Consider the following 18697-nt stretch of genomic DNA (forward strand, 5'->3'; position numbering starts at 1 on the left):
TCAACGGTAAGCAGGGACCGGACCTCCGGCGTCCACACCAGTGAGGATCTGCCGGGGTCCGTCTCAAGTACTACTCGGCGGTATCGGGGGCACCCCTGCCGGACACAACAGGTCAAACAGGACATCACAGCTGGCCGTGCCAGGGGTGACCGGTGCGAAATGCCCCACTCCGGGCAGCTCCCGCAGCTCCGTCGTGGCGGGGCTCACAGCGGCGTAGCGGCGGGAGAGGTCGAGGGGGACGTCGGGGTCGGCGGTGCCATGCAGGATCGTGACGGGGACGCCGGCGGGCGGCGGGCGGCGGGCCGGGTCGGCCGCGGCGAGGCGTTCCGGCAGGCCGGGGGCGTCACCCAGGAGGTCGGCGACCGCGCCGTTGCCCAGGCCCAGTTCATGGGCCCGGGCCAGGTCGGCGACCGGCGAGACGGCGATCACCCGGGTCACGGGGGTGCCGGGACGGGCCGCGGCCAGCAGCGCGAGCTGACCGCCCGCCGAGTGGCCGACCAGGACCGGTCCCCCGGCGTCCGGCACCTCGCGCACCGCCGTGGCCGTCACGATCGCCGCCGCCACATCCTCGAAGGTCTGCGGTGCGCCCCCGCCCGCCCCGACCCTGCGGTACTCGGCGAGCGCCACCGGCAGCCCCCGCCCGGCCAGCAGGGCGGCCAGCGGCGACAGGTGCCGGCGGTCGTACGCGGCCCGCCAGAATCCGCCGTGCACCAGCACGACCAGCGGGGCAGGTGCCCCCGCCGACGGTCCGCATGGCCGGCACGGCCCGTGTGGCCCGTACAGATCGACGATCTGGTCCGGATGCGGCCCGTACGCCACCGTGCGGTCCGGTGCCACCGGGGGCAGCCCCAGCAGCGCCGTCTCCTCGTCCGCGGCGCTCATCCCCCGGCCCCCGATGCCCCCGGTGCTCCCAGCACCTCACCGAGCATCCATGCCGCGCGCTCGACGTCCGCGAAGGAGGTGTAGAGCGGGGTGAAGCCGAAGCGCAGCACGTCCGGGTGGCGGAAGTCGCCGACCACGCCGCGCCGGATCAGCTCGTCCATCACCTCCCCGGCGCCGGAGCACACCAGGGACACCTGGCTGCCCCGCCGCCGGTGATCCAGCGGCGTGACCGGCCGGACCCGCCCGGCGGGCACGTACGCGGCCACACACTCCAGGAAGAGGTCGGTCAGGGCCAGGCTCTTGGCCCGCACGTCCTCGACGGCGACCCCGTCCCAGGCCTCCAGCGCCGCCTCCAGCGCGAGGAGCGACAGGATGTCCGGGGTGCCGACGCGGCCGCGCAGTATGCCGTCCGCGGGGGCGTAGGCGGCGTCCATCGCGAACGGATCGGTGTGCGAGTTCCAGCCGGGCAGCGGCGATTCGAACCGCTCCTGGAGGCTCTCGCGGACGTACAGGTACGCGGGCGCCCCCGGGCCGCCGTTGAGGTACTTGTACGTGCAGCCGACGGCGAGGTCGACGTGGTGCGCGTCGAGGCCGACCGGCAGGGCGCCCGCGCTGTGGCACAGGTCCCAGACGGCGAGCGCCCCCGCGGAGTGCAGCGCCGTGGTGATACCGGGCAGGTCGTTGAGCTCGCCCGTGCGGTAGTCGACGTGGTTGACCAGCGCCAGCGCGGTGCGCTCGGTGACCTCCTCGGCGATCCCGGCCGGCTCCACCGGCCGCACCGCCAGGCCGGTCATCCGGGCCGCCGAGCGGGCGATATAGCCGTCGGTGGGGAAGGTCGCGGCGTCGACCAGGATCTCCGTGCAGCCCTTGCCGGCCATCCGTACGCCGCCGACCACGGCCTTGAAGATGTTGACGCTGGTCGAATCGCCGACCACCACCCGGCCGGGGGCCGCCCCGATCAGGGGGGCGATCTTGTCGCCGACCCGCTCGGGCGCGGTCCACCAGCCGGACTCGGTCCAGGAGCGGATCCGCAGCTCGCCCCACTCCCGGGCGATCACGTCGGCTATCCGGCCGGGGACCGCGCGGGGCAGCGCACCCAGCGAATTGCCGTCGAGGTAGACCGTGTCGTCGAGGACGAAGCGGTCCCGGAGCACGCCCAGCACATCCTCGGCGTCCAACTGCCGTGCACGCGCTGCCAGTTCGCGCCCCTCGCCACCCGGGGCGCCCTCGCGCGGGCCGGAGGGCCCCTGGTTCTCAGACATGGCTGCGCGCCGTCCACAGCTCCGGGAAAACGTTCTTGCGGGCCCGCTTCTCCAGCCAGGCCACACCGGCAGAACCGCCCGTTCCCATTTTCGCCCCCATGGCCCGCCGGGTCGCGACCAGATGGTCGTTCCGCCAGCGCCACACCAGCTCGGCGACGTCCGTCAGCGCCTCGCCCAGCCGGACCAGTTCGGACTCCCGCGGGCCGGCGTAGATCTCGGCCCAGGCCTCCTCCACGGCCGGATGCGGCTCGTAACGCAGTGACGGGTCCCGCCGGAGCACCTCCTCGGGGACGGCATGGCCGCGCCGCGCCAGCAGCCGCAGCACCTCGTCCCACAGGCTCGGCTCCTGAAGGGCCTTCTCCAGCTCGGCGTGCTCCCGGGGGGCGCCACGGTGCGGCACCAGCATCGACGCGGACTTCTCACCGAGCAGGAACTCCAGCCGCCGGTACATCGCGGACTGGAACCCGGAGCCCTCGCCGAGCGCACTTCGGTACGCGTTGAACTGCGCCGGCGTCAGCTTGGCCAGCGGCTTCCAGGCCGCGTTCAGCGCCTCCAGCTCGTACGTGGAGCGGTGCAGCGCCTCCATCGTCACCGTCAGGTCGTCGCGGCGCAGCGCCTCCGCGGCGGTACGCCACTCATGGACGATGACCGTGAACCACAGCTCCATCACCTGGGTGGTGACCAGGAAGACCATCTCGCCGGGGTCGTCGGAGAGCGGGTGCTGGAGGTGGGTGAGGACCTCGGCCTGGACATAGTCCTCGTACGGGGTCGTACCCGCGAAGTCGAGGTTCGGGGTCTCAGGGTCGTGCGCCCCGCCGGTTACCTCGTGGGACATCGCTGTCTCCTCGAAACGTACTCCGGGTAGCGGTCCGCCCCTGCCATGCCGGCACGGGGGCCCCGGTCCCCAACCGCATCTTCCGCAATGGTCCCCGAACAAGGCAAGGCCCGCCTGACCGGTGGGCCAGGCGGGCCAGAACCCGCATCCGGGCGCGAGCCGTCCGCTCACTCAGGAGAGGGTGTCCGCCGCGGTCGGCGAGGAGTCCCGCAGGAAGGTTGTGCAGCGCTCGTACTCGTCCTGCTCCCCGATCGCCTGGGCGGCGCGGGCGAGCGCGTGCAGCGCCCGCAGGAAACCGCGGTTGGGCTCGTGCTCCCACGGCACCGGGCCGTGTCCCTTCCAGCCGGCCCGGCGCAGCGAGTCCAGGCCCCGGTGATAGCCGGTACGGGCGTACGCGTAAGACTCGACGACCCGGCCCTGCGCGAACGCGTCGTCCGCGAGCTGCGCCCAGGCCAGGGAGGACGTCGGGTTCTTCGCGGCGACGTCGGACGGCGCGGTACCGGCGGCGAGCAGCTCACGCGGCTCCGGGTCGTCGGGGAGGTGGGTGGGGGGCGGTCCCCCCAGGAGGTTCTCGTGAATGGACATGCCGCAAGTATTCCTTCCGAAAAGCCGGTGGGGGTGTACGTAAGCGACCACCTACACGCAGTGGACCACTTACGCACACCCCCACCGAGGGGCTTCGCGCCGGGGATTACTTGATCTTGGTGCCCGTGGAACGGAGGTTGGCGCAGGCCTGCGTGACCCGCTCGGCCATACCGGCCTCGGCCAGCTTGCCCCAGCTGCGCGGGTCGTAGGTCTTCTTGTTGCCGACCTCGCCGTCGACCTTCAGGACACCGTCGTAGTTGCGGAACATGTGGTCCGCGACCGGCCGGGTGAAGGCGTACTGGGTGTCGGTGTCCAGGTTCATCTTGACCACGCCGTTCTCCAGCGCGGTGGCGATCTCCTGCTCGGTGGAGCCGGAGCCGCCGTGGAAGACGAAGTCGAACGGAGCGGCCTTGCCGTACTTGGCGCCGACGCCCTCCTGGAGGTCCTTCAGCAGCTCGGGGCGGAGCACGACGTTGCCCGGCTTGTAGACGCCGTGGACGTTGCCGAAGGAGGCGGCGAGCAGGTAGCGGCCCTTCTCGCCCAGGCCCAGCGCCTCGGCGGTACGGATCGCGTCGTCGACCGTGGTGTACAGCTCGTCGTTGATCTCGTGGGTGACACCGTCCTCCTCGCCGCCGGTCGGGGTGATCTCGACCTCGAGGATGATCTTGGCGGCGCGGGCCTTCTCGAGGAGTTCCTGGCCGATGGCGAGGTTGTCCGCGAGGGTCTCGGCGGAGCCGTCCCACATGTGGGACTGGAAGAGCGGGTTCTGGCCCTTGGCCACGCGCTCGGCGGAGATGTCGAGCAGCGGGCGGACGTAGCCGTCGAGCTTGTCCTTGGGGCAGTGGTCGGTGTGCAGCGCGACGGTGATGTCGTACTTCGCGGCGACGACGTGCGCGAACTCGGCGAGCGCGACCGCGCCGGTCACCATGTCCTTGTTGTACTGGCCGCCCAGGAACTCCGCACCACCGGTGGAGATCTGGATGATGCCGTCGCTCTCGGCCTCGGCGAAGCCCCGCAGCGCGGCGTGCAGCGTCTGCGTCGACGTGACGTTGATGGCCGGGTAGGCGAACTTGCCTGCCTTCGCCCGGTCCAGCATCTCGTTGTAGACGTCGGGGGTTGCGATGGGCATCTGTCCGCTCCTTGTGTATGCGGGTGTGCGTTCTTGGCCCTGACCAGGGGGCGAGGACTTCGCCGGGCCCATCTTCCCAGACTCGGCCTCCAGCTCCACATCGCCCGTGCGCCATACCGCGCCGAGGGGCGGCTGTTTCACGTGAAACCAGCCACCCCTCGACGAAGGAGCAGGTCAGGGCATTCCGTACGGACCGCCCCGGCCGCCGGGCAAGGCTCAGGCGAGGCCGAGGTCGCCGAGCTGGTAGCCCGTGATATAGGGCAGACCGGCCTCGGCGATCGCCGAGGCGGCGCCCCGGTCGACGATCGTCGCGACCGCGACGACCTCGGCACCCGCCTCACGCGCCGCCTCGACGGCGGTCAGCGGCGAGCCGCCGGTGGTGGAGGTGTCCTCGACGACCAGCACCCGGCGGCCCTTGATGTCCGCGCCCTCGATACGGCGCTGCATACCGTGGGCCTTCTGCGCCTTGCGGACGACGAAAGCGTCCAGCCGCCGACCGCGCGCGGCGGAGGCGTGCAGCATCGAGGTCGCGACCGGGTCGGCACCCAGCGTCAGGCCGCCCACCGCGTCGTAGTCCAGGTCGGCGGTGATGTCCAGCATCAGCTGCCCGACCAGCGGCGCGGCCACGCCGTCCAGGGTGATCCGGCGCAGGTCGATGTAGTAGTCGGCCTCCTTGCCGGAGGAAAGCGTCACCTTGCCGTGCACCACGGCCTTGTCCTTGATCTGCTGCAGCAGCTCGCCGCGCACGTCGTCACTCATGCCCCTGAGCTTAGGCGGTGGCTACGAGAGGCTCCGCCAGCTCCAGGTCGTGGAGATCTCCAGGGGGTCGATGGGGGTAACCAGACGCGGCAGGGTATTGAGGCCGTTCGGCGGGCCGGACTGCGGCTCGACACAGACCGCCGCCTCCTGCTCGTCGTAGACCACGACCCACTCGGCGCGGCTGGTGACCCTCAGCTCCAGGCGGCCCGGCCAGGTGAGGGTGACATCCACCCCGCGCGGCATACCGAAGCAGTCGTCCCAGGGGCCGGACTTCGGCGTGATCCGCCGGCCCGTCGGGAGGTGGTCGTCGCCCCGCTCCTCCTGCCACTCCGGTGCGAAGTCGATCTGTACGTCCGCACCGCCCTCGCCCAGGTTCCGCAGGAACCAGGGGTGCCAGCCGGCCTGCGCCGGGAACGAGTCGGTGAGGGTCTCCACGCCCATCGTGAGAGTGAGCGACCCGCCGTCCTCGGCCAGCTCGACGAGCTGGGTGACCCGTCCCGGATACGGCCACGGGGCCGCCGCCGGGTCGGTGAGGTCATAGGTGAACACCGCTTCCCTGGCGCCCGTACGCGCCGTGCGCCAGCGGAGGTCACGTCCGGTGCCGTGGATGGCGTGCGGTGGGGCGTTGACCGGCATCCGGTGCACTTCCCCGCCGTTGCGGAACTGCCCGTGTTCGATCCGGCCGCACCACGGGACCATCGGGAAACAGCCGTACCGGTCGCCCTGCCGGAGGACTTCCGTACCGCCGATCCGGAGGCTGCCGATCCGGCAGCCGTTGTCCGGCTCGACGGTCAATTCGGCGGGGCCTGCGGCGAGCCTTACGGCCTTGGTCGCCTGGGTGTCTCTGTGGGTGCTCACGGCCACGACGCTATCGCCCGTCCGCTGCGCTTGGCTGGCTTCCCACGTTGTCGGCCGTCCCGCCGTGCGGGTTCTCGCCGTTGCGCCCGTCGCGCCCCGTTTGTTTTGGCGTTTCTCGCCGTCCGCCTGCGGCGGGCTGTTGCCGCTGCGCGGGGCTCTACGTCACGGGGGCGGGTGGGAGGGAGGCTGGTGGGGGTGCGCGTAATCCCCTGACTACAGGTGATCCCCCAGCTAGCGGCGACGGCGGAGGACGCGTCCGACGACCACTGCGGACGCCAGGACCACCGCCGCTGCCGGGGCGGCCCAGCGGAGGGTGGCGGAGGTGGAGGCCGTCTGGGGAGCCGGGACCGGTGCGTAGCGGCCCCGGGGCGGGGCGTGGTCGACCTCCTCCGCGCTGCGGCCGATCATCGTCCGCCGGGCGTGGGCCGCCTCCGCGGGGGCGTCGCCGTCGGTGTCGTCCCCGTAGGCGGCGGACCCGTAGGCGTCCTCGTCGCTGAGCGGGTCCAGGGACGGCGGGGGGACGGAGGTGTCGTGGGCGGTGGACTCCCCGGGTGCCACGGTTTTCGCCGAGTCCTCGGACTCCCCGTGACGGTCCGGCTCCCCCGGGAGCACGGAGTCGTCGGCCGGTGGCTGCTCGCGGAGGTCGTCGGCCAGGTTCTCCGCGAAGCGGTCCAGCAGGCGGCGGCCCGCGGTCTCGGCGGACTGGTGTGGGGCCTCGGCGAGCCGGCCGTCGCTGAGGACCGTGCCGGCGCACGCCAGGGTCGTACCGGGGCCGGGCTCGGTGGCCGGGGAGAGGCGGACGGTGAGGGTCAGCGCGACCGATCCGTCGCCGCGCGACTCGGTGCCCTTCGCCTCGACGGTCACCGCGGCGTCCGCGGCGTCACTGACGGTCAGCGAGCCGCGGTAGGTGATGGTGGAGCTTCCGATGCGCAGCCGCAGCCGGCCCTCGGGGCAGTGCGGGGCCGCGTCGGCGTCGAGCTGGACTCCCGGGACACAGCGCGCCACCCGCTCCGGCTCGGCGAGCGCCTGCCGCACGGTCCCTACGGGGAACGGGACGTACACCTCATGCTCCATGGCATGGGAGCCTACCTAGCCGCCCCCGGGGCCGTGACGGTGCACGCACGACTTTCTGCGGGCGGGTCGGGAGCGTCAGTCCTGATAGCGCGGGTGCATGAGGGTGGACACCGGCAGTCCGGTCATCCGGGTGCGGGCCGCTCCGCGTCGGCCGGCCTGGAGTTCGTCGGCGGTGAGGGCGCTCAGCGGGGGTGTGTCGGGTGCCAGCCCGAAGCGCGGGCGGTGCCGGGCGGCCAGGACGAAACCCCCGTAGTGGCCCGGCAGCCGGTAGGGGACGGTGGTCAGGCCGACCGACCGCACCGTCGCGTCCACCGTCCAGTACGTCCGCGCCGCCGGTGGTTCGGCGTCCACCACCAGCCGCCCGCCGTCGGCCAGCAGCCGTGCCGCCAGGCCGTAGAACTCGTGCGAGTAGAGCTTGGTACTGGCGGTCAGGAACGGGCCGGGGAGGTCGCAGACGATGACGTCGTAGCGGGCCGGGGGCCGGTCCCGGCGGGCCTGCCGCCGCAGCCAGTCGAAGGCGTCGGCGGCGGTCACCCGCACCCGTGGATCGCCGAGCGAGTGACGGTTGAGGCGGGACAGGCCGGGGTCGGTGCGGGCCAACTGCACGATGCCGGGGTCGAGTTCGACGACCGTGACGGCGCGGACGGCGGGGTAGCGGAGGATCTCGCGTACGGCGAGGCCGTCGCCGCCGCCGAGGACCAGCACGCGTGCACGCGGGCGGTCGGCCATCGCCGGGTGCACGAGCGCCTCGTGGTAGCGGGATTCGGTGTCCGCGCTGACCCGCAGCCGGCCATCCAGGTAGAGCTCCAGCGGACGGCCGGAACCTTTCCTCCCGCGCTCCGCGCCACCGGTCATCACCACTTCCTGGACGCCGGTCTGCACCGCGACCCGCGCCGGCGAGCCGTACACCGCGCGCCGGGCGGCCCGTTCGAAGGGGGTGGCCAGCAGGACGCCCAGGGCCAGCAGGACGAGGACCAGGATGTTGACGGTGAGGAGGCAGCGGCGGGTGCGGACGGTCAGGTCGCGACGGAAGAGCCAGAGCACCAGGGCGCCGCCGGCGGTCGCGTTGACCGCGCCGGTGACCAGCGCGCCGGTCAGCTGGCCGAGGGCGGGGAGGAGAAGGAAGGGGAAGGCCAGGCCGCCGACGAGCGCGCCGACGTAGTCGGCGGCGAAGAGGTCGGCGACCGCGCCGCCCGCGTCCTGCCGGCGGACCCGCTGGATCAGTGTCATCAGGAGCGGCACCTCGGCGCCGATCAGCATGCCGATGGTCAGCGAGAAACCGACGAGCGCGGCGCGGGTCTGGCCGAACCAGGCGAAGCAGGCGTAGAGCGCCATCGCCGAGCAGCCGCCGACCAGCGCGAGTCCGGCCTCGACCACGCCGAAGCCGACCGCCGCCCGGCAGCGCAGCCGTTTGGCGAGCAGCGCGCCGACGCCCATCGCGAAGACCATCACGGACAGCACGACGGACGCCTGGGTGACCGAGTCGCCGACCAGGTACGTGGCCAGCGCGACCAGCTCGAGCTCGTACACCAGGCCGCAGGCGGCGCAGACGAAGACCACGGCGAGGACCAGCAGCCGGCCGAGCCCGGCCGGTACGGGCAGCCGCGCCGGCGTGCCGGCCTCCGGCGGCCCGAGGGCTCCGGTGAGAGCGGGCTCTGGCGGATCGATCATGCGAAGGAACGCTACGTGACGCTTCCGTTCCGCTTCGTCACCCACACGAGTGCACTCTGCTGGCTACACGCGTCAGTTGGAGCGATGTCGATGCGCATGGGGCGATGGTGACGGCCGCGCCGAGCGACCGGCGCGTAATCCGGTACGCGCGCGCCCCCACGTCCACCCGCCCCCCAGGCGCGCACTCTTCGCGCCCGCCACACCCCACGGCTCCCGCGCCCCTCCCTCCGGCCGGCACCACCGACCGGTCCGGCCTTTTCGGCCGGTTATCCCCTAGACGGCCGCGACCGCCGCGCGTACGCCCACTCGCGTACGGGTGGCCACCAGGCGGCCCTCCTGCGGATACGCATGCCAGGTCCGCCAGCGCACCTGCCCCTGCTGGCACTGGGCCAGCATCGCGGTGAACGCGTGCGGCGAGCCGGGGAAGGTTCCGGCCAGGCCGTACGGATGCTCGGCGACCAGGGCCAGCAACTCCTGCGCACGACCTGCGAACGAGCCGCGCGACAGGGTCTCGACATGCGCGGCGAACTCGTACTCCCAGTCGCCCAGCCGCTTCGCCACACCGAGCGGCAGCGGGGTGCTGCTGCCCGGCATGCAGGCGACCGTCTCGGAGCACGTGCCGTGCTCCTCCTCCAGAAGCACCTGATGGGAGGCGCCGAGCAGTCTCAACTGCACCTGTGCGCCGTGGAGTTGGAGATCGAGCACGGCCAGGGCCGGCAGGGGTTCCCTGCCCAGCGCCCAGGCCAGGTCGGATGCACGGGTATCGGTGTACGCCGTTTTCAGAGTGGTGAGCATGGGTCGGCTCCGCAAGCACGCAGTGGAATGGTGGGCCGGCCCGCCCGTAAAGGATCAGAAATGTTCGTCTGCCTGCCGGCTCGTGCCCACGTGGGATCGGAGAACGTGGGGGAATTCTCTGTTAAGAGGGAATCATGAAAGCCCGCTCACCAACAGCGTTTTTACCCAACTTCTCCGGGTTTCCTCCGCTAGAGGGCCGTGCAGCTCATCTGTTCAACCACCTTACGCCCGGCGGCTGTTGGCGATTCCGACCGGCCCGCCGGGCGCATATGCGGAGCGGCAAGAGCCAACCGCATGTGTGCAGTTGAGGAGGGTTACGGACGGACCTCGGGCCGGTTCCCGGCCCCGTTCGTCAGCTCCCGCCGCCGCAGCCCCCGCCGCCACCGCCACCACCACCGCAGCCCCCGCCACCGCCGCACGAGTGACCGCCGCCGCACGAGTGGCCCCCGTGGTGCCCGCCGTGGTGGCCGTCGCTCCCACCGGAGTCACCGCCACCACCGGCCCACCAACTGCCGCCACCGGAACCGGAACTGGAGCCGCGGTACTTGCTGCCGCCCCGTCCACGGCCCCCGCCGGAGCCGCCGCGCAAGGCCAGGGCCACCAGCCCGAGCACGCCCCCGCAGATCACCAGGAACACCACAATCCCCATCTGCCTCACACTCCTTCTCGTCCCCCGAAGCGTCCCCCCGAGAGGCACCGCCCCGTCCGGCGCCGCTGAAACCATGCGGCTCCGCCCTGTGTGCGGGGCTGATGCCCGAGCCCCCGAGTCTCAAAGCACAGTTGAGGAACTCCAGAGGTTCGGCGGAGGATGACAGGTATGGACCGACCGCTGCTCAATCGCCGCCTCGCCGAATTCGGCACCACGATCTTCGCCGAGATGTCGGCACTCGCCGTCCGCACCGGCGCCATCAACCTCGGCCAGGGCTTCCCCGACGCCGACGGTCCGGAGGAGGTCAGAGAGGCAGCGGTGCGCGCGCTGCGCGACGGCCGCGGCAACCAGTACCCGCCCGGCCCGGGCATCCCCGAACTGCGCACCGCCGTCGCCGCCCACCAGGAGCGTCACTACGGCCACCTCGGCCTCTCCTGCGACCCCGATACCGAGGTCCTGGTCACCGCGGGCGCCACCGAGGCCATCGCCGCCTCGATGCTGGCGCTGCTGGAGCCGGGCGACGAGGTCATCGCGCTGGAGCCGTACTACGACTCGTACGCCGCGACCATCGCGATGGCGGGCGGCCGCCGCGTCCCGGTGACCCTGCGCGCCCACCCGGAGTCCGGCAGCTACTGTCTCGACCTCGACGAACTGCGCGACGCCGTCACCGACGACACCCGGCTGATCCTCCTCAACACCCCGCACAACCCCACCGGCACCGTCCTCACCCGCGACGAACTGGCGGCCGTCGCCGAGCTGGCGGTGGAGCGCGACCTCCTCGTCATCACCGACGAGGTCTACGAACACCTGGTCTTCGAGGGCGAGCACCTGCCCCTCGCGTCCTTCCCGGGGATGCGCGAGCGCACCGTCACCATCAGCTCGGCGGGCAAGACGTTCTCCTTCACCGGCTGGAAGGTCGGCTGGGTCACCGGGCCGGCCGAGCTGGTCGGCGCCGTCCGCTCGGCCAAGCAGTTCCTGACCTATGTCTCCGCCGGCCCCTTCCAGTACGCCGTCGCCGAGGCGCTCGCCCTCCCCGACGCCTACTACGCCGGTCTCCGTGACGATCTGCGCACCAAGCGCGACGTCCTGGCCGCCGGGCTGACCGACGCCGGTCTGCGGGTCTTCCGCCCTTCCGGCACGTACTTCATCACCACCGACATCCGCCCCCTCGGGGAGAGCGACGGCTTCGCCTTCTGCCGCGCTCTGCCCGAGCGCGCCGGCGTCGTCGCCATCCCCAACGCGGTGTTCTACGACCACAAGGAGCAGGGCGCGCCCTTCGTCCGCTTCGCCTTCTGCAAGAGCGTGGCGGTGCTGGAGGAGGCGGCGGGACGGCTCAAGGCACTGACGGCGTGACGACAGGAGAACGCGGGCCCGCGGAGCCATCGCTCCAGGGGCCCGCGCAGCCGGGTGGGTGTGGGACGACCGGCCTCAGGCCTCGCCGTCACCCGGCTTCTCGTCGGAGTCGCCGTCGATCTCGGCCTCCAGACCGAGCTGCTCGACGATCCAGTTGTCGAATTCGATCGAGGCACGAACCCAGCTGACCGTGCTCGACACGAAGTGCTCGAGCGCGACACCGGTGCCGATCAGCATCGATGCCTCACCGATCAGACGGACCGTACCGTCGTCATGGGTGTGGGTGTAGGCCTTGGGCCACAGCGTCCGGCGGTTCCAGTCGTCGATCGCCTCCAGCAGCTTCGGCTTGTCGTCGATGCCGTGGGCGCGGTCGTAGAACGTGCGGACGGAGAAGATCTGCTGCTCCTCCTCGCCGCGGAACATGAAGTACGTGCGGAACTTCTCCCACGGGGCGGCGAGGTCACCCTCCTCGTCGACTACGTACTTCAGCTCCATCTGTTCGAGAAGCTGCTTGACCAGGTCCTGGTCGGGCAGGACGGGACCCTCAGGCCCCGACGGCTCGGGTTCGGGCTGGCCCCCGAAATTCGGAATCGAGGACGGGTCGATGCTCACCGTGGAATTCCCTTCGTATGGTCCCTGCCATCCTCCCCCACATCCGCCCCGTCCTGGCAAGCCCGGGGCGTCCCGCCCGCCGCCGCTCAGGCCGCCGCGCCCTCCCGGACCGCCTGTACGGACAGCCCTTCGCCGTCCCCGTCGACATCCACCCGTACGGTGTCCCCGTCCAGCACCGAGCCCGCCAGGATGGCGCGGGCGAGCTGGTCGCCGATGGCCGTCTGGACCAGGCGGCGCAGCGGGCGGGCACCGTAGGACAGGTCGGGCGCCGGGGCATCGGCGGCCGGCTCCTGACCGAGCCAGGCGAGCCAGGTCAGCGCGCGGTCGGTGACGTCCAGCGTCAGCCGGCGGTCGGCGAGGCGGCGCTGGAGGTGGTCCAGCTGGATACGGGCGATCCGCTGGAGCTGGTCGGTGCCGAGCGGGTGGAAGACCACCACGTCGTCGAGCCGGTTGAGGAACTCGGGCCGGAAGGACGCGCGGACCGTCTCCAGCACCTTCTCCCGCTTCTGGTCCTCCTTGAGGAGCGGGTCCATCAGGAAGGCCGAGCCGAGGTTGGAGGTCAGGATGAGGATGGTGTTGCGGAAGTCCACCGTCCGGCCCTGGCCGTCGGTGAGCCGGCCGTCGTCGAGGACCTGGAGAAGGATGTCGAAGACCTCGGTGTGCGCCTTCTCCACCTCGTCGAGCAGCACCACGCTGTACGGGCGGCGGCGGACCGCCTCCGTCAGCTGGCCGCCCTCCTCGTAGCCGACGTAGCCGGGCGGGGCGCCGACCAGCCGGGCGACGCTGTGCTTCTCGCCGTACTCCGACATGTCGATCCGGACCATGGCCCGCTCGTCGTCGAAGAGGAAGTCCGCCAGCGCCTTGGCCAGCTCGGTCTTGCCGACACCGGTCGGGCCGAGGAAGAGGAACGAGCCGGTGGGCCGGTCGGGGTCGGCGATCCCGGCGCGGGTACGCCGTACCGCGTCCGACACCGACCGCACGGCCTCGGTCTGGCCGATCAGCCGCTTGCCGAGCTCCTCCTCCATCCGCAGCAGCTTCTGGGTCTCCCCCTCCAGCAGCCGCCCGGCCGGGATCCCGGTCCAGGAGCCGACCACATCCGCGATGTCGTCCGGACCGACCTCCTCCTTGACCATCGACTCCTTCGACGCCTCCTGCTCGGCCTCGGCGGCGGCCGCCTCCTCGAGCTCCCGCTCGACGCCGGGGATCTCGCCGTAGAGCAGCTTGGAGGCGGCGTCGAAGTCGCCGTCGCGCTGGGCCCGCTCGGCCTGCCCGCGCAGCTCGTCGAGCCGCTCCTTCAGCTCGCCGACCCGGTTGAGGCCCTGCTTCTCCTTCTCCCACCGGGCGGTCAGGCCGCGCAGCTCCTCCTCCTTGTCGGCGAGGTCCTTGCGCAGCTTCTCCAGGCGCGCCACGGAGCCGGCGTCCGTCTCGTTCTTCAGCGCCAGCTCCTCCATCTTCAGACGGTCCACCGCCCGCTGGAGCTCGTCGATCTCGACGGGCGAGGAGTCGATCTCCATCCGCAGCCGGGACGCGGCCTCGTCGACCAGGTCGATGGCCTTGTCGGGCAGGAAGCGGGAGGTGATGTACCGGTCGGAGAGGGTGGCCGCGGCGACCAGCGCGGAGTCCGCGATCTGCACCTTGTGGTGGGCCTCGTAGCGGCCCTTGAGCCCGCGCAGGATCGCCACCGTGTCCTCCACGGTCGGCTCGGCGACCAGCACCTGCTGGAAGCGCCGCTCCAGCGCCGGGTCCTTCTCGATCCGCTCGCGGTACTCGTCCAGCGTCGTCGCGCCGACCATCCGCAGCTCACCGCGCGCCAGCATCGGCTTGAGCATGTTGCCCGCGTCCATGGCCGAGTCCCCGCCGGCGCCCGCGCCCACGACCGTGTGCAGCTCGTCGATGAACGTGATGATCTGGCCCTCGCTGGCCTTGATCTCCGCCAGGACGGTCTTCAGCCGCTCCTCGAACTCACCGCGGTACTTGGCGCCCGCGACCATCGCGCCCAGGTCGAGCGCGACCAGCCGCTTGTTCCGCAGCGACTCCGGGACGTCCCCCTTCACGATCCGCTGCGCGAGCCCTTCGACGACGGCCGTCTTGCCGACGCCCGGCTCGCCGATCAGCACCGGGTTGTTCTTCGTACGGCGGGACAGCACCTGCACCACCCGCCGGATCTCCTGGTCCCGCCCGATGACCGGGTCGAGCTTGCCCTCGCGGGCGGCCGCGGTGAAGTCCGTACCGAACTTCTCCAGCGCCTTGTACGTGCCTTCCGGGTCGGGGTTGGTCACCCGCTGCCCGCCGCGGCTCGCCTCGAAGGCGGCCAGCAGCTTCTTGGCGGAGGCGCCCTGCTCCGCCAGCAGCTCACCGGTGCGCCCGCCCTTGGCGGCGATCCCGATCAGCAGATGCTCGGTGGAGACGTAGGCGTCACCCAGCTCCTTGGCGCGCTGGGCGGCCTCCGCGATCGCGGCGAGCAGCTCGCGGTCCGGCTGGGGCGGGGCGACCGTGGAGCCCTGCACGCTGGGCAGCCCGGCGAGCTGGCGCTCGGCGCCGCTGCGCAGCGCGGCGGCGTCCGCCTCCACGGCGGCCAACAGGTCCATGATGTTCTCGTTGTCCTGCCCGGCCAGCAGGGCGAGCAGCAGATGCGCGGACGTCATGTCCGCGTGCCCGGCGGCGATCGCCCGCTCATTGGCGGCGCTGAGCGCCTCCCGGCTCTTGTTGGTCAGCTCGGCGTCCACGTCCTCGCGATCCTCCTCGTACCCGGCTCCTGTGCCTGGTGCTCGTGCCTGCGATCAGTCTGGCAAAACCTGCTCAAACCCTGCTCATGCCAACGTGCGATAAGTTGAGTCTATTCCACTCAAGCTGACTCGTTCGGGTGACCGACGCCGAACGGGGCTTCGCCCGCTTCGCCACCTGGTGACACTGGCCTTCGACCACAAGGAGGTGCAGCATGACGGCTATGGCACAAGAGCCCGTAGTGACGAACGAAGAGACCCTCCTGAACGGCTTCTTCGCGCTGGAGACCCCCGAGGGCTTCAAGGCGGAGCTGATCGAGGGGGAGATCGTCGTGACACCACCGCCGGACAACAACCATGAGCGGTTCTTCAGCAGGATCGTCAAGCAGGTTCTGACCAGGTCCTGTACCGACATGGACGTTTCCGGCAACAAGGGAATCGTGCTGTCACCTGGCGGCCTGTATCCCAAGAACTACGTAATCCCGGACGCCACCTTCGTGCCCAGCGACGCAGACCTCTTCGGTCTACCAGGCAACTGGATTCCCAGCGACGCTGTCGCCCTGGTCGTCGAGGTGACTTCAAGCAAGCCTTACCGGGACCGCGTCATCAAGCGCGACGCCTATGCCCGTGCGAACATCCCGCTCTACCTCCTCGTCGATCGTGAGAAGTCCACGGTCACGCTTTTCAGCGAGCCGGTGGACGGTGACTACCAAACAATCCGCACCGTCCCCATCGGCAAGCCGATCGCCCTCCCCGATCCCTTCTCCTTCGACCTCGACACCAGCGACTTCCTCTGACCAGCGGGGCCGGTCTCCGGCCCCGTCTACCCTTGCCCCCATGGCCCACGACCTCTCCGCCCTCGCCCCCGAGTACCTCGCCTTCTGGGGCGAGTACCTGATGCCGACGTTCACCACCCTGCGCGCGGACGGGACGCCGCACGTCGTGCCCGTGGGCGTCACGTACGACGCCGGGCAGCGGATCGCGCGGATCATCACCCGCAAGGACAGCGTCAAGGTCAAGAACATCCTCGCCGCCGGGGCGGACGGCGCCACCGTGGCCGTGTGCCAGGTCGACAAGGGGCGCTGGGCGACGCTGGAGGGCATCGCCCGGGTGCGTACGGACGCGGAGTCGGTGGCCGACGCGGTGCGGCGCTACGCCGAGCGCTACGGGCGGACGCCGTCGCCCAACCCCGACCGGGTCATGATCGAGATCGCGGTGACCAGGGCCCTGGGACGGGCCTGAAGCAGCTCTCCCCACAGCCGTCCCCACAGCCCTCCATTCAGCCCCTCCACCCGGGCCGTCCTCGGCGGTATCGTCGCCCCCACCGTCGCCACGCCCCGGAGGGCACGATGAACTCGGTCCGAGTGACGGCGATCGCCTGCCTGATGCCGCTGTCCGAGCTGGACGAGGATCCGTTCCTGGTAGATGACCGCAGCCAGCACGACATGTGCCAGCAGTGGGCGGCAGCCCGTGACTACCGCCTGACCTGCCGGCTCAGCCTGCACCGGCTGCCCGCCGGCCACGGCGCGCTGTGGGGTGATGTGGCGCGGGGCCTGGTGGATGTGTTCGTGGCGCCCAACCGCCGGGCGCTGGAGACCGCCATCGACGGCGCCGACGAGTTCACCGAGCGGTGCACGGCGGCCGGCGTCCGGCTGGCGACCGCCGACCTCGACGAACCGGTCTACACACTCGCGATGAAGTCCCAGGTGCACCGCCGGCTGTCGATGCCCACGGCCGGGTACAGCGGCCGCTGAGCGGGGTGCGCGCGGCCGCGGCCGCCGAGCCGGACGTACGGCGAAGGGCCGGGGTGCGTCACCCCGGCCCTTCGCCGTATGCCGTATGCCGTATGGCCACCGCGTACCGCTACTCCGGCCGCTTCGGCCGCCACACCACCAGCGCACTGCTCTGCTGGACGTCCTGATACGGCACCAGATCGCGCCGGTACGAGGCGTGCACCGCCGCCTCGCGCTGCCGCATCGTGCTGGCCGCGCCCTCCAGGGCGCCCTGGAGCTCGGCGATCCGCTGCTGTAGCGCCGCGACCTGGTTCTCCAGCTCGATGATGCGCTTGATGCCGGCGAGGTTGATGCCCTCTTCCTGCGACAACTGCTGCACCGTACGGAGCAGTTCGATGTCACGGGCCGAGTAGCGGCGGCCCCGGCCGGCCGTGCGGTCCGGGGAGACCAGGCCCAGGCGGTCGTACTGCCGCAGGGTCTGCGGATGCAGGCCGGAGAGCTGGGCCGCTACGGAGATGACGTACACCGGCGACTCATCGGTCAGTTCATATGGGTTACGACGCTGCCCGCCCCGGCTGTCCATCTCAAGCTCCCTTCGCGGCCTGGAACAGCTCCGCCCGCGGGTCCGGGCCCGCGGTCGCCTCGCGATAGGACTCCAGCGCCTGCTTCGCCTGGTCGCCGAGGTCCTTGGGAACGATCACCTCTATGGTGACCAGCAGGTCACCCCGGGTGCCGTCCTTACGGGCCGCGCCCTTGCCCCGGGCCCGCATCGTGCGTCCGTTGGGGGTACCGGCCGGCAGCTTCAGCGTCACCGGCGGACCGCCCAGCGTCGGCACCTTCACCTCGCCGCCCAGCGCGGCCTCCGGGAAGGTGACCGGCACCGTGATGGTGAGGTTGTCGCCCTTGCGGCCGAAGACCGGGTGGGCGTCGACGTGCACGACGACGTACAGATCACCGGCCGGGCCGCCCTGCTCGCCCGGAGCGCCCTTGCCGCGCAGCCGGATCCGCTGCCCGTCGGAGACGCCCGCGGGGATGCGGACCTGCATCGTGCGGGCGCTCGTCGCGCGGCCGCTGCCCTTGCAGACGTCGCACGGGTCCTGGGCGATCAGACCCCGGCCCTTGCAGTCCGCGCACGGGTCGGTCAGCGAGAAGCCGCCGCCCCCGCCCCGGCTGACCTGGCCGGTGCCGACGCAGGTCGGGCAGACCCGCGGCGTGCCGTTCTTGTCGCCGGTGCCCGAGCACGACTTGCACGGGGCCTGGCTGGACATCCGCAGCGGGACCGTGGCCCCGTCGACCGCCTCGGTGAAGCTGAGCGTCACCTCGGACTCGATGTCCTGGCCGCGGCGCGGGTGGGTACGCGTCCCGCCGCCGCGGTTGAACAGGCCGCCGAAGACGTCCCCGAGGCCGCCGCCGAAGCCGCCGCCACCCTGCCCGGCGCCCCCTCCGAAGAGGTCGCCGAGGTCGAAGTTGAAGCTCCCGCCCCCACCGGGGCCGGGCCGGAAGCCGCCGTTGCCGAACAGCGCCCGGGCCTCGTCGTACTCCTTGCGGCGCTTGGGGTCGCCCAGGACGTCATTGGCCTCGGAGATCTCCTTGAAGCGCTCCTCGGCCTTGGCGTCGCCCTTGTTGGCGTCGGGGTGGTTCTCCCGGGCCAGCTTGCGGTACGCCTTCTTGATCTCCGCTTCGGTGGCGTCCTTCGGGACGCCGAGGACCTTGTAGTAGTCCTTCTCGACGAAGTCCTTGGTGCTCATCCCCGACGTCCCTCCTTCCGTGCGGTCTT

General features: G+C 71.5%; 19 protein-coding genes. 4 read left to right on the forward strand and 15 right to left on the reverse strand.

Going from position 1 to position 18697, the window contains the following annotated elements; translation table 11 throughout:
* Positions 1–63: 63 nt before the first annotated feature.
* From AZE13_RS08555 to AZE13_RS35505, 11 genes are all read right to left on the reverse strand, one after another.
* Positions 64–882 (reverse strand): alpha/beta hydrolase family protein, encoded by an 819-nt coding sequence (locus AZE13_RS08555; protein WP_066928694.1) that lies wholly within the window; start codon positions 880–882, stop codon positions 64–66.
* On the reverse strand, positions 879–2144 hold the full coding sequence (gene kynU / locus AZE13_RS08560; protein WP_066928696.1) for a kynureninase: 1266 nt from the start codon (positions 2142–2144) through the stop codon (positions 879–881). Before kynU ends, AZE13_RS08555 begins: the two co-directional genes overlap by 4 nt.
* Positions 2137–2979: a tryptophan 2,3-dioxygenase family protein gene (locus tag AZE13_RS08565; RefSeq protein WP_066928698.1), complete on the reverse strand. Its 843-nt coding sequence runs from the start codon at positions 2977–2979 to the stop codon at positions 2137–2139. Before AZE13_RS08565 ends, kynU begins: the two co-directional genes overlap by 8 nt.
* A 171-nt stretch (positions 2980–3150) precedes the next feature.
* Entirely contained in the window at positions 3151–3564 is a 414-nt protein-coding gene (locus tag AZE13_RS08570) for a DUF3151 domain-containing protein (RefSeq protein ID WP_066928700.1), read from the reverse strand.
* A gap of 106 nt (positions 3565–3670) precedes the next feature.
* A complete protein-coding gene (fbaA, locus tag AZE13_RS08575) occupies positions 3671–4693 on the reverse strand; it encodes a class II fructose-bisphosphate aldolase (RefSeq protein WP_066928702.1) in 1023 nt (340 codons plus the stop codon).
* Positions 4694–4909: 216 nt separating this feature from the next.
* On the reverse strand, positions 4910–5452 hold the full coding sequence (gene pyrE, locus AZE13_RS08580) for an orotate phosphoribosyltransferase (RefSeq protein WP_066928704.1): 543 nt from the start codon (positions 5450–5452) through the stop codon (positions 4910–4912).
* A 21-nt stretch (positions 5453–5473) separates the two neighbouring features.
* Positions 5474–6310: an aldose 1-epimerase gene (locus AZE13_RS08585; protein ID WP_181690286.1), complete on the reverse strand. Its 837-nt coding sequence runs from the start codon at positions 6308–6310 to the stop codon at positions 5474–5476.
* Between the two features lie 231 nt (positions 6311–6541).
* Positions 6542–7384: an SRPBCC domain-containing protein gene (locus AZE13_RS08590; protein ID WP_066928707.1), complete on the reverse strand. Its 843-nt coding sequence runs from the start codon at positions 7382–7384 to the stop codon at positions 6542–6544.
* A 75-nt stretch (positions 7385–7459) separates the two neighbouring features.
* The gene (locus AZE13_RS08595) at positions 7460–9055 is read right to left on the reverse strand and encodes a polyamine aminopropyltransferase (protein ID WP_066928709.1); all 1596 of its coding nucleotides are present in this window, start codon (positions 9053–9055) and stop codon (positions 7460–7462) included.
* Between the two features lie 273 nt (positions 9056–9328).
* On the reverse strand, positions 9329–9850 hold the full coding sequence (locus tag AZE13_RS08600) for a DUF2617 family protein (RefSeq protein ID WP_066928712.1): 522 nt from the start codon (positions 9848–9850) through the stop codon (positions 9329–9331).
* Positions 9851–10202: 352 nt separating this feature from the next.
* Complete coding sequence (locus AZE13_RS35505; RefSeq protein ID WP_107288284.1) at positions 10203–10499, reverse strand: hypothetical protein; 297 nt, start codon at positions 10497–10499, stop codon at positions 10203–10205.
* A 168-nt stretch (positions 10500–10667) separates the two neighbouring features.
* Here AZE13_RS35505 and AZE13_RS08605 point away from each other — a divergent pair, with 168 nt between their 5' ends.
* Positions 10668–11852 carry a pyridoxal phosphate-dependent aminotransferase gene (locus AZE13_RS08605; protein WP_066928714.1) on the forward strand — a complete coding sequence of 395 codons (1185 nt, stop codon included), beginning with the start codon at positions 10668–10670 and terminating at the stop codon, positions 11850–11852.
* A gap of 75 nt (positions 11853–11927) precedes the next feature.
* On the opposite strand, the gene AZE13_RS08610 is transcribed toward AZE13_RS08605, so the two are convergent.
* Both AZE13_RS08610 and clpB read right to left on the reverse strand, forming a co-directional pair.
* Positions 11928–12464 carry a YbjN domain-containing protein gene (locus AZE13_RS08610; RefSeq protein WP_066928716.1) on the reverse strand — a complete coding sequence of 179 codons (537 nt, stop codon included), beginning with the start codon at positions 12462–12464 and terminating at the stop codon, positions 11928–11930.
* Between the two features lie 86 nt (positions 12465–12550).
* Positions 12551–15190 (reverse strand): ATP-dependent chaperone ClpB, encoded by a 2640-nt coding sequence (clpB, locus tag AZE13_RS08615; RefSeq protein ID WP_066928718.1) that lies wholly within the window; start codon positions 15188–15190, stop codon positions 12551–12553.
* Between the two features lie 212 nt (positions 15191–15402).
* Here clpB and AZE13_RS08620 point away from each other — a divergent pair, with 212 nt between their 5' ends.
* The 3 genes from AZE13_RS08620 to AZE13_RS08630 all read left to right on the forward strand — a co-directional run bounded on the left by AZE13_RS08620 (position 15403) and on the right by AZE13_RS08630 (position 16941).
* Positions 15403–15984 (forward strand): Uma2 family endonuclease, encoded by a 582-nt coding sequence (locus AZE13_RS08620; RefSeq protein WP_066928720.1) that lies wholly within the window; start codon positions 15403–15405, stop codon positions 15982–15984.
* Positions 15985–16024: 40 nt separating this feature from the next.
* Entirely contained in the window at positions 16025–16429 is a 405-nt protein-coding gene (locus AZE13_RS08625) for a pyridoxamine 5'-phosphate oxidase family protein (protein WP_066928721.1), read from the forward strand.
* Positions 16430–16536: 107 nt separating this feature from the next.
* Positions 16537–16941, forward strand: a complete 405-nt coding sequence (locus tag AZE13_RS08630) for a hypothetical protein (protein ID WP_066928723.1) — start codon at positions 16537–16539, stop codon at positions 16939–16941.
* A gap of 109 nt (positions 16942–17050) precedes the next feature.
* On the opposite strand, the gene AZE13_RS08635 is transcribed toward AZE13_RS08630, so the two are convergent.
* Together AZE13_RS08635 and dnaJ are read right to left on the reverse strand one after the other, a co-directional pair.
* Positions 17051–17503, reverse strand: coding sequence for a heat shock protein transcriptional repressor HspR (locus tag AZE13_RS08635; RefSeq protein WP_066928724.1), 453 nt, complete (start codon positions 17501–17503; stop codon positions 17051–17053).
* Position 17504: 1 nt separating this feature from the next.
* Positions 17505–18668, reverse strand: coding sequence for a molecular chaperone DnaJ (gene dnaJ / locus AZE13_RS08640; protein ID WP_066928726.1), 1164 nt, complete (start codon positions 18666–18668; stop codon positions 17505–17507).
* Between the last annotated feature and the right edge of the window lie 29 nt (positions 18669–18697).

Origin of the sequence: Streptomyces sp. NBRC 110611 (assembly GCF_001590865.1) — a bacterium.
In the GTDB taxonomy this organism is placed as follows: domain Bacteria; phylum Actinomycetota; class Actinomycetes; order Streptomycetales; family Streptomycetaceae; genus Streptomyces.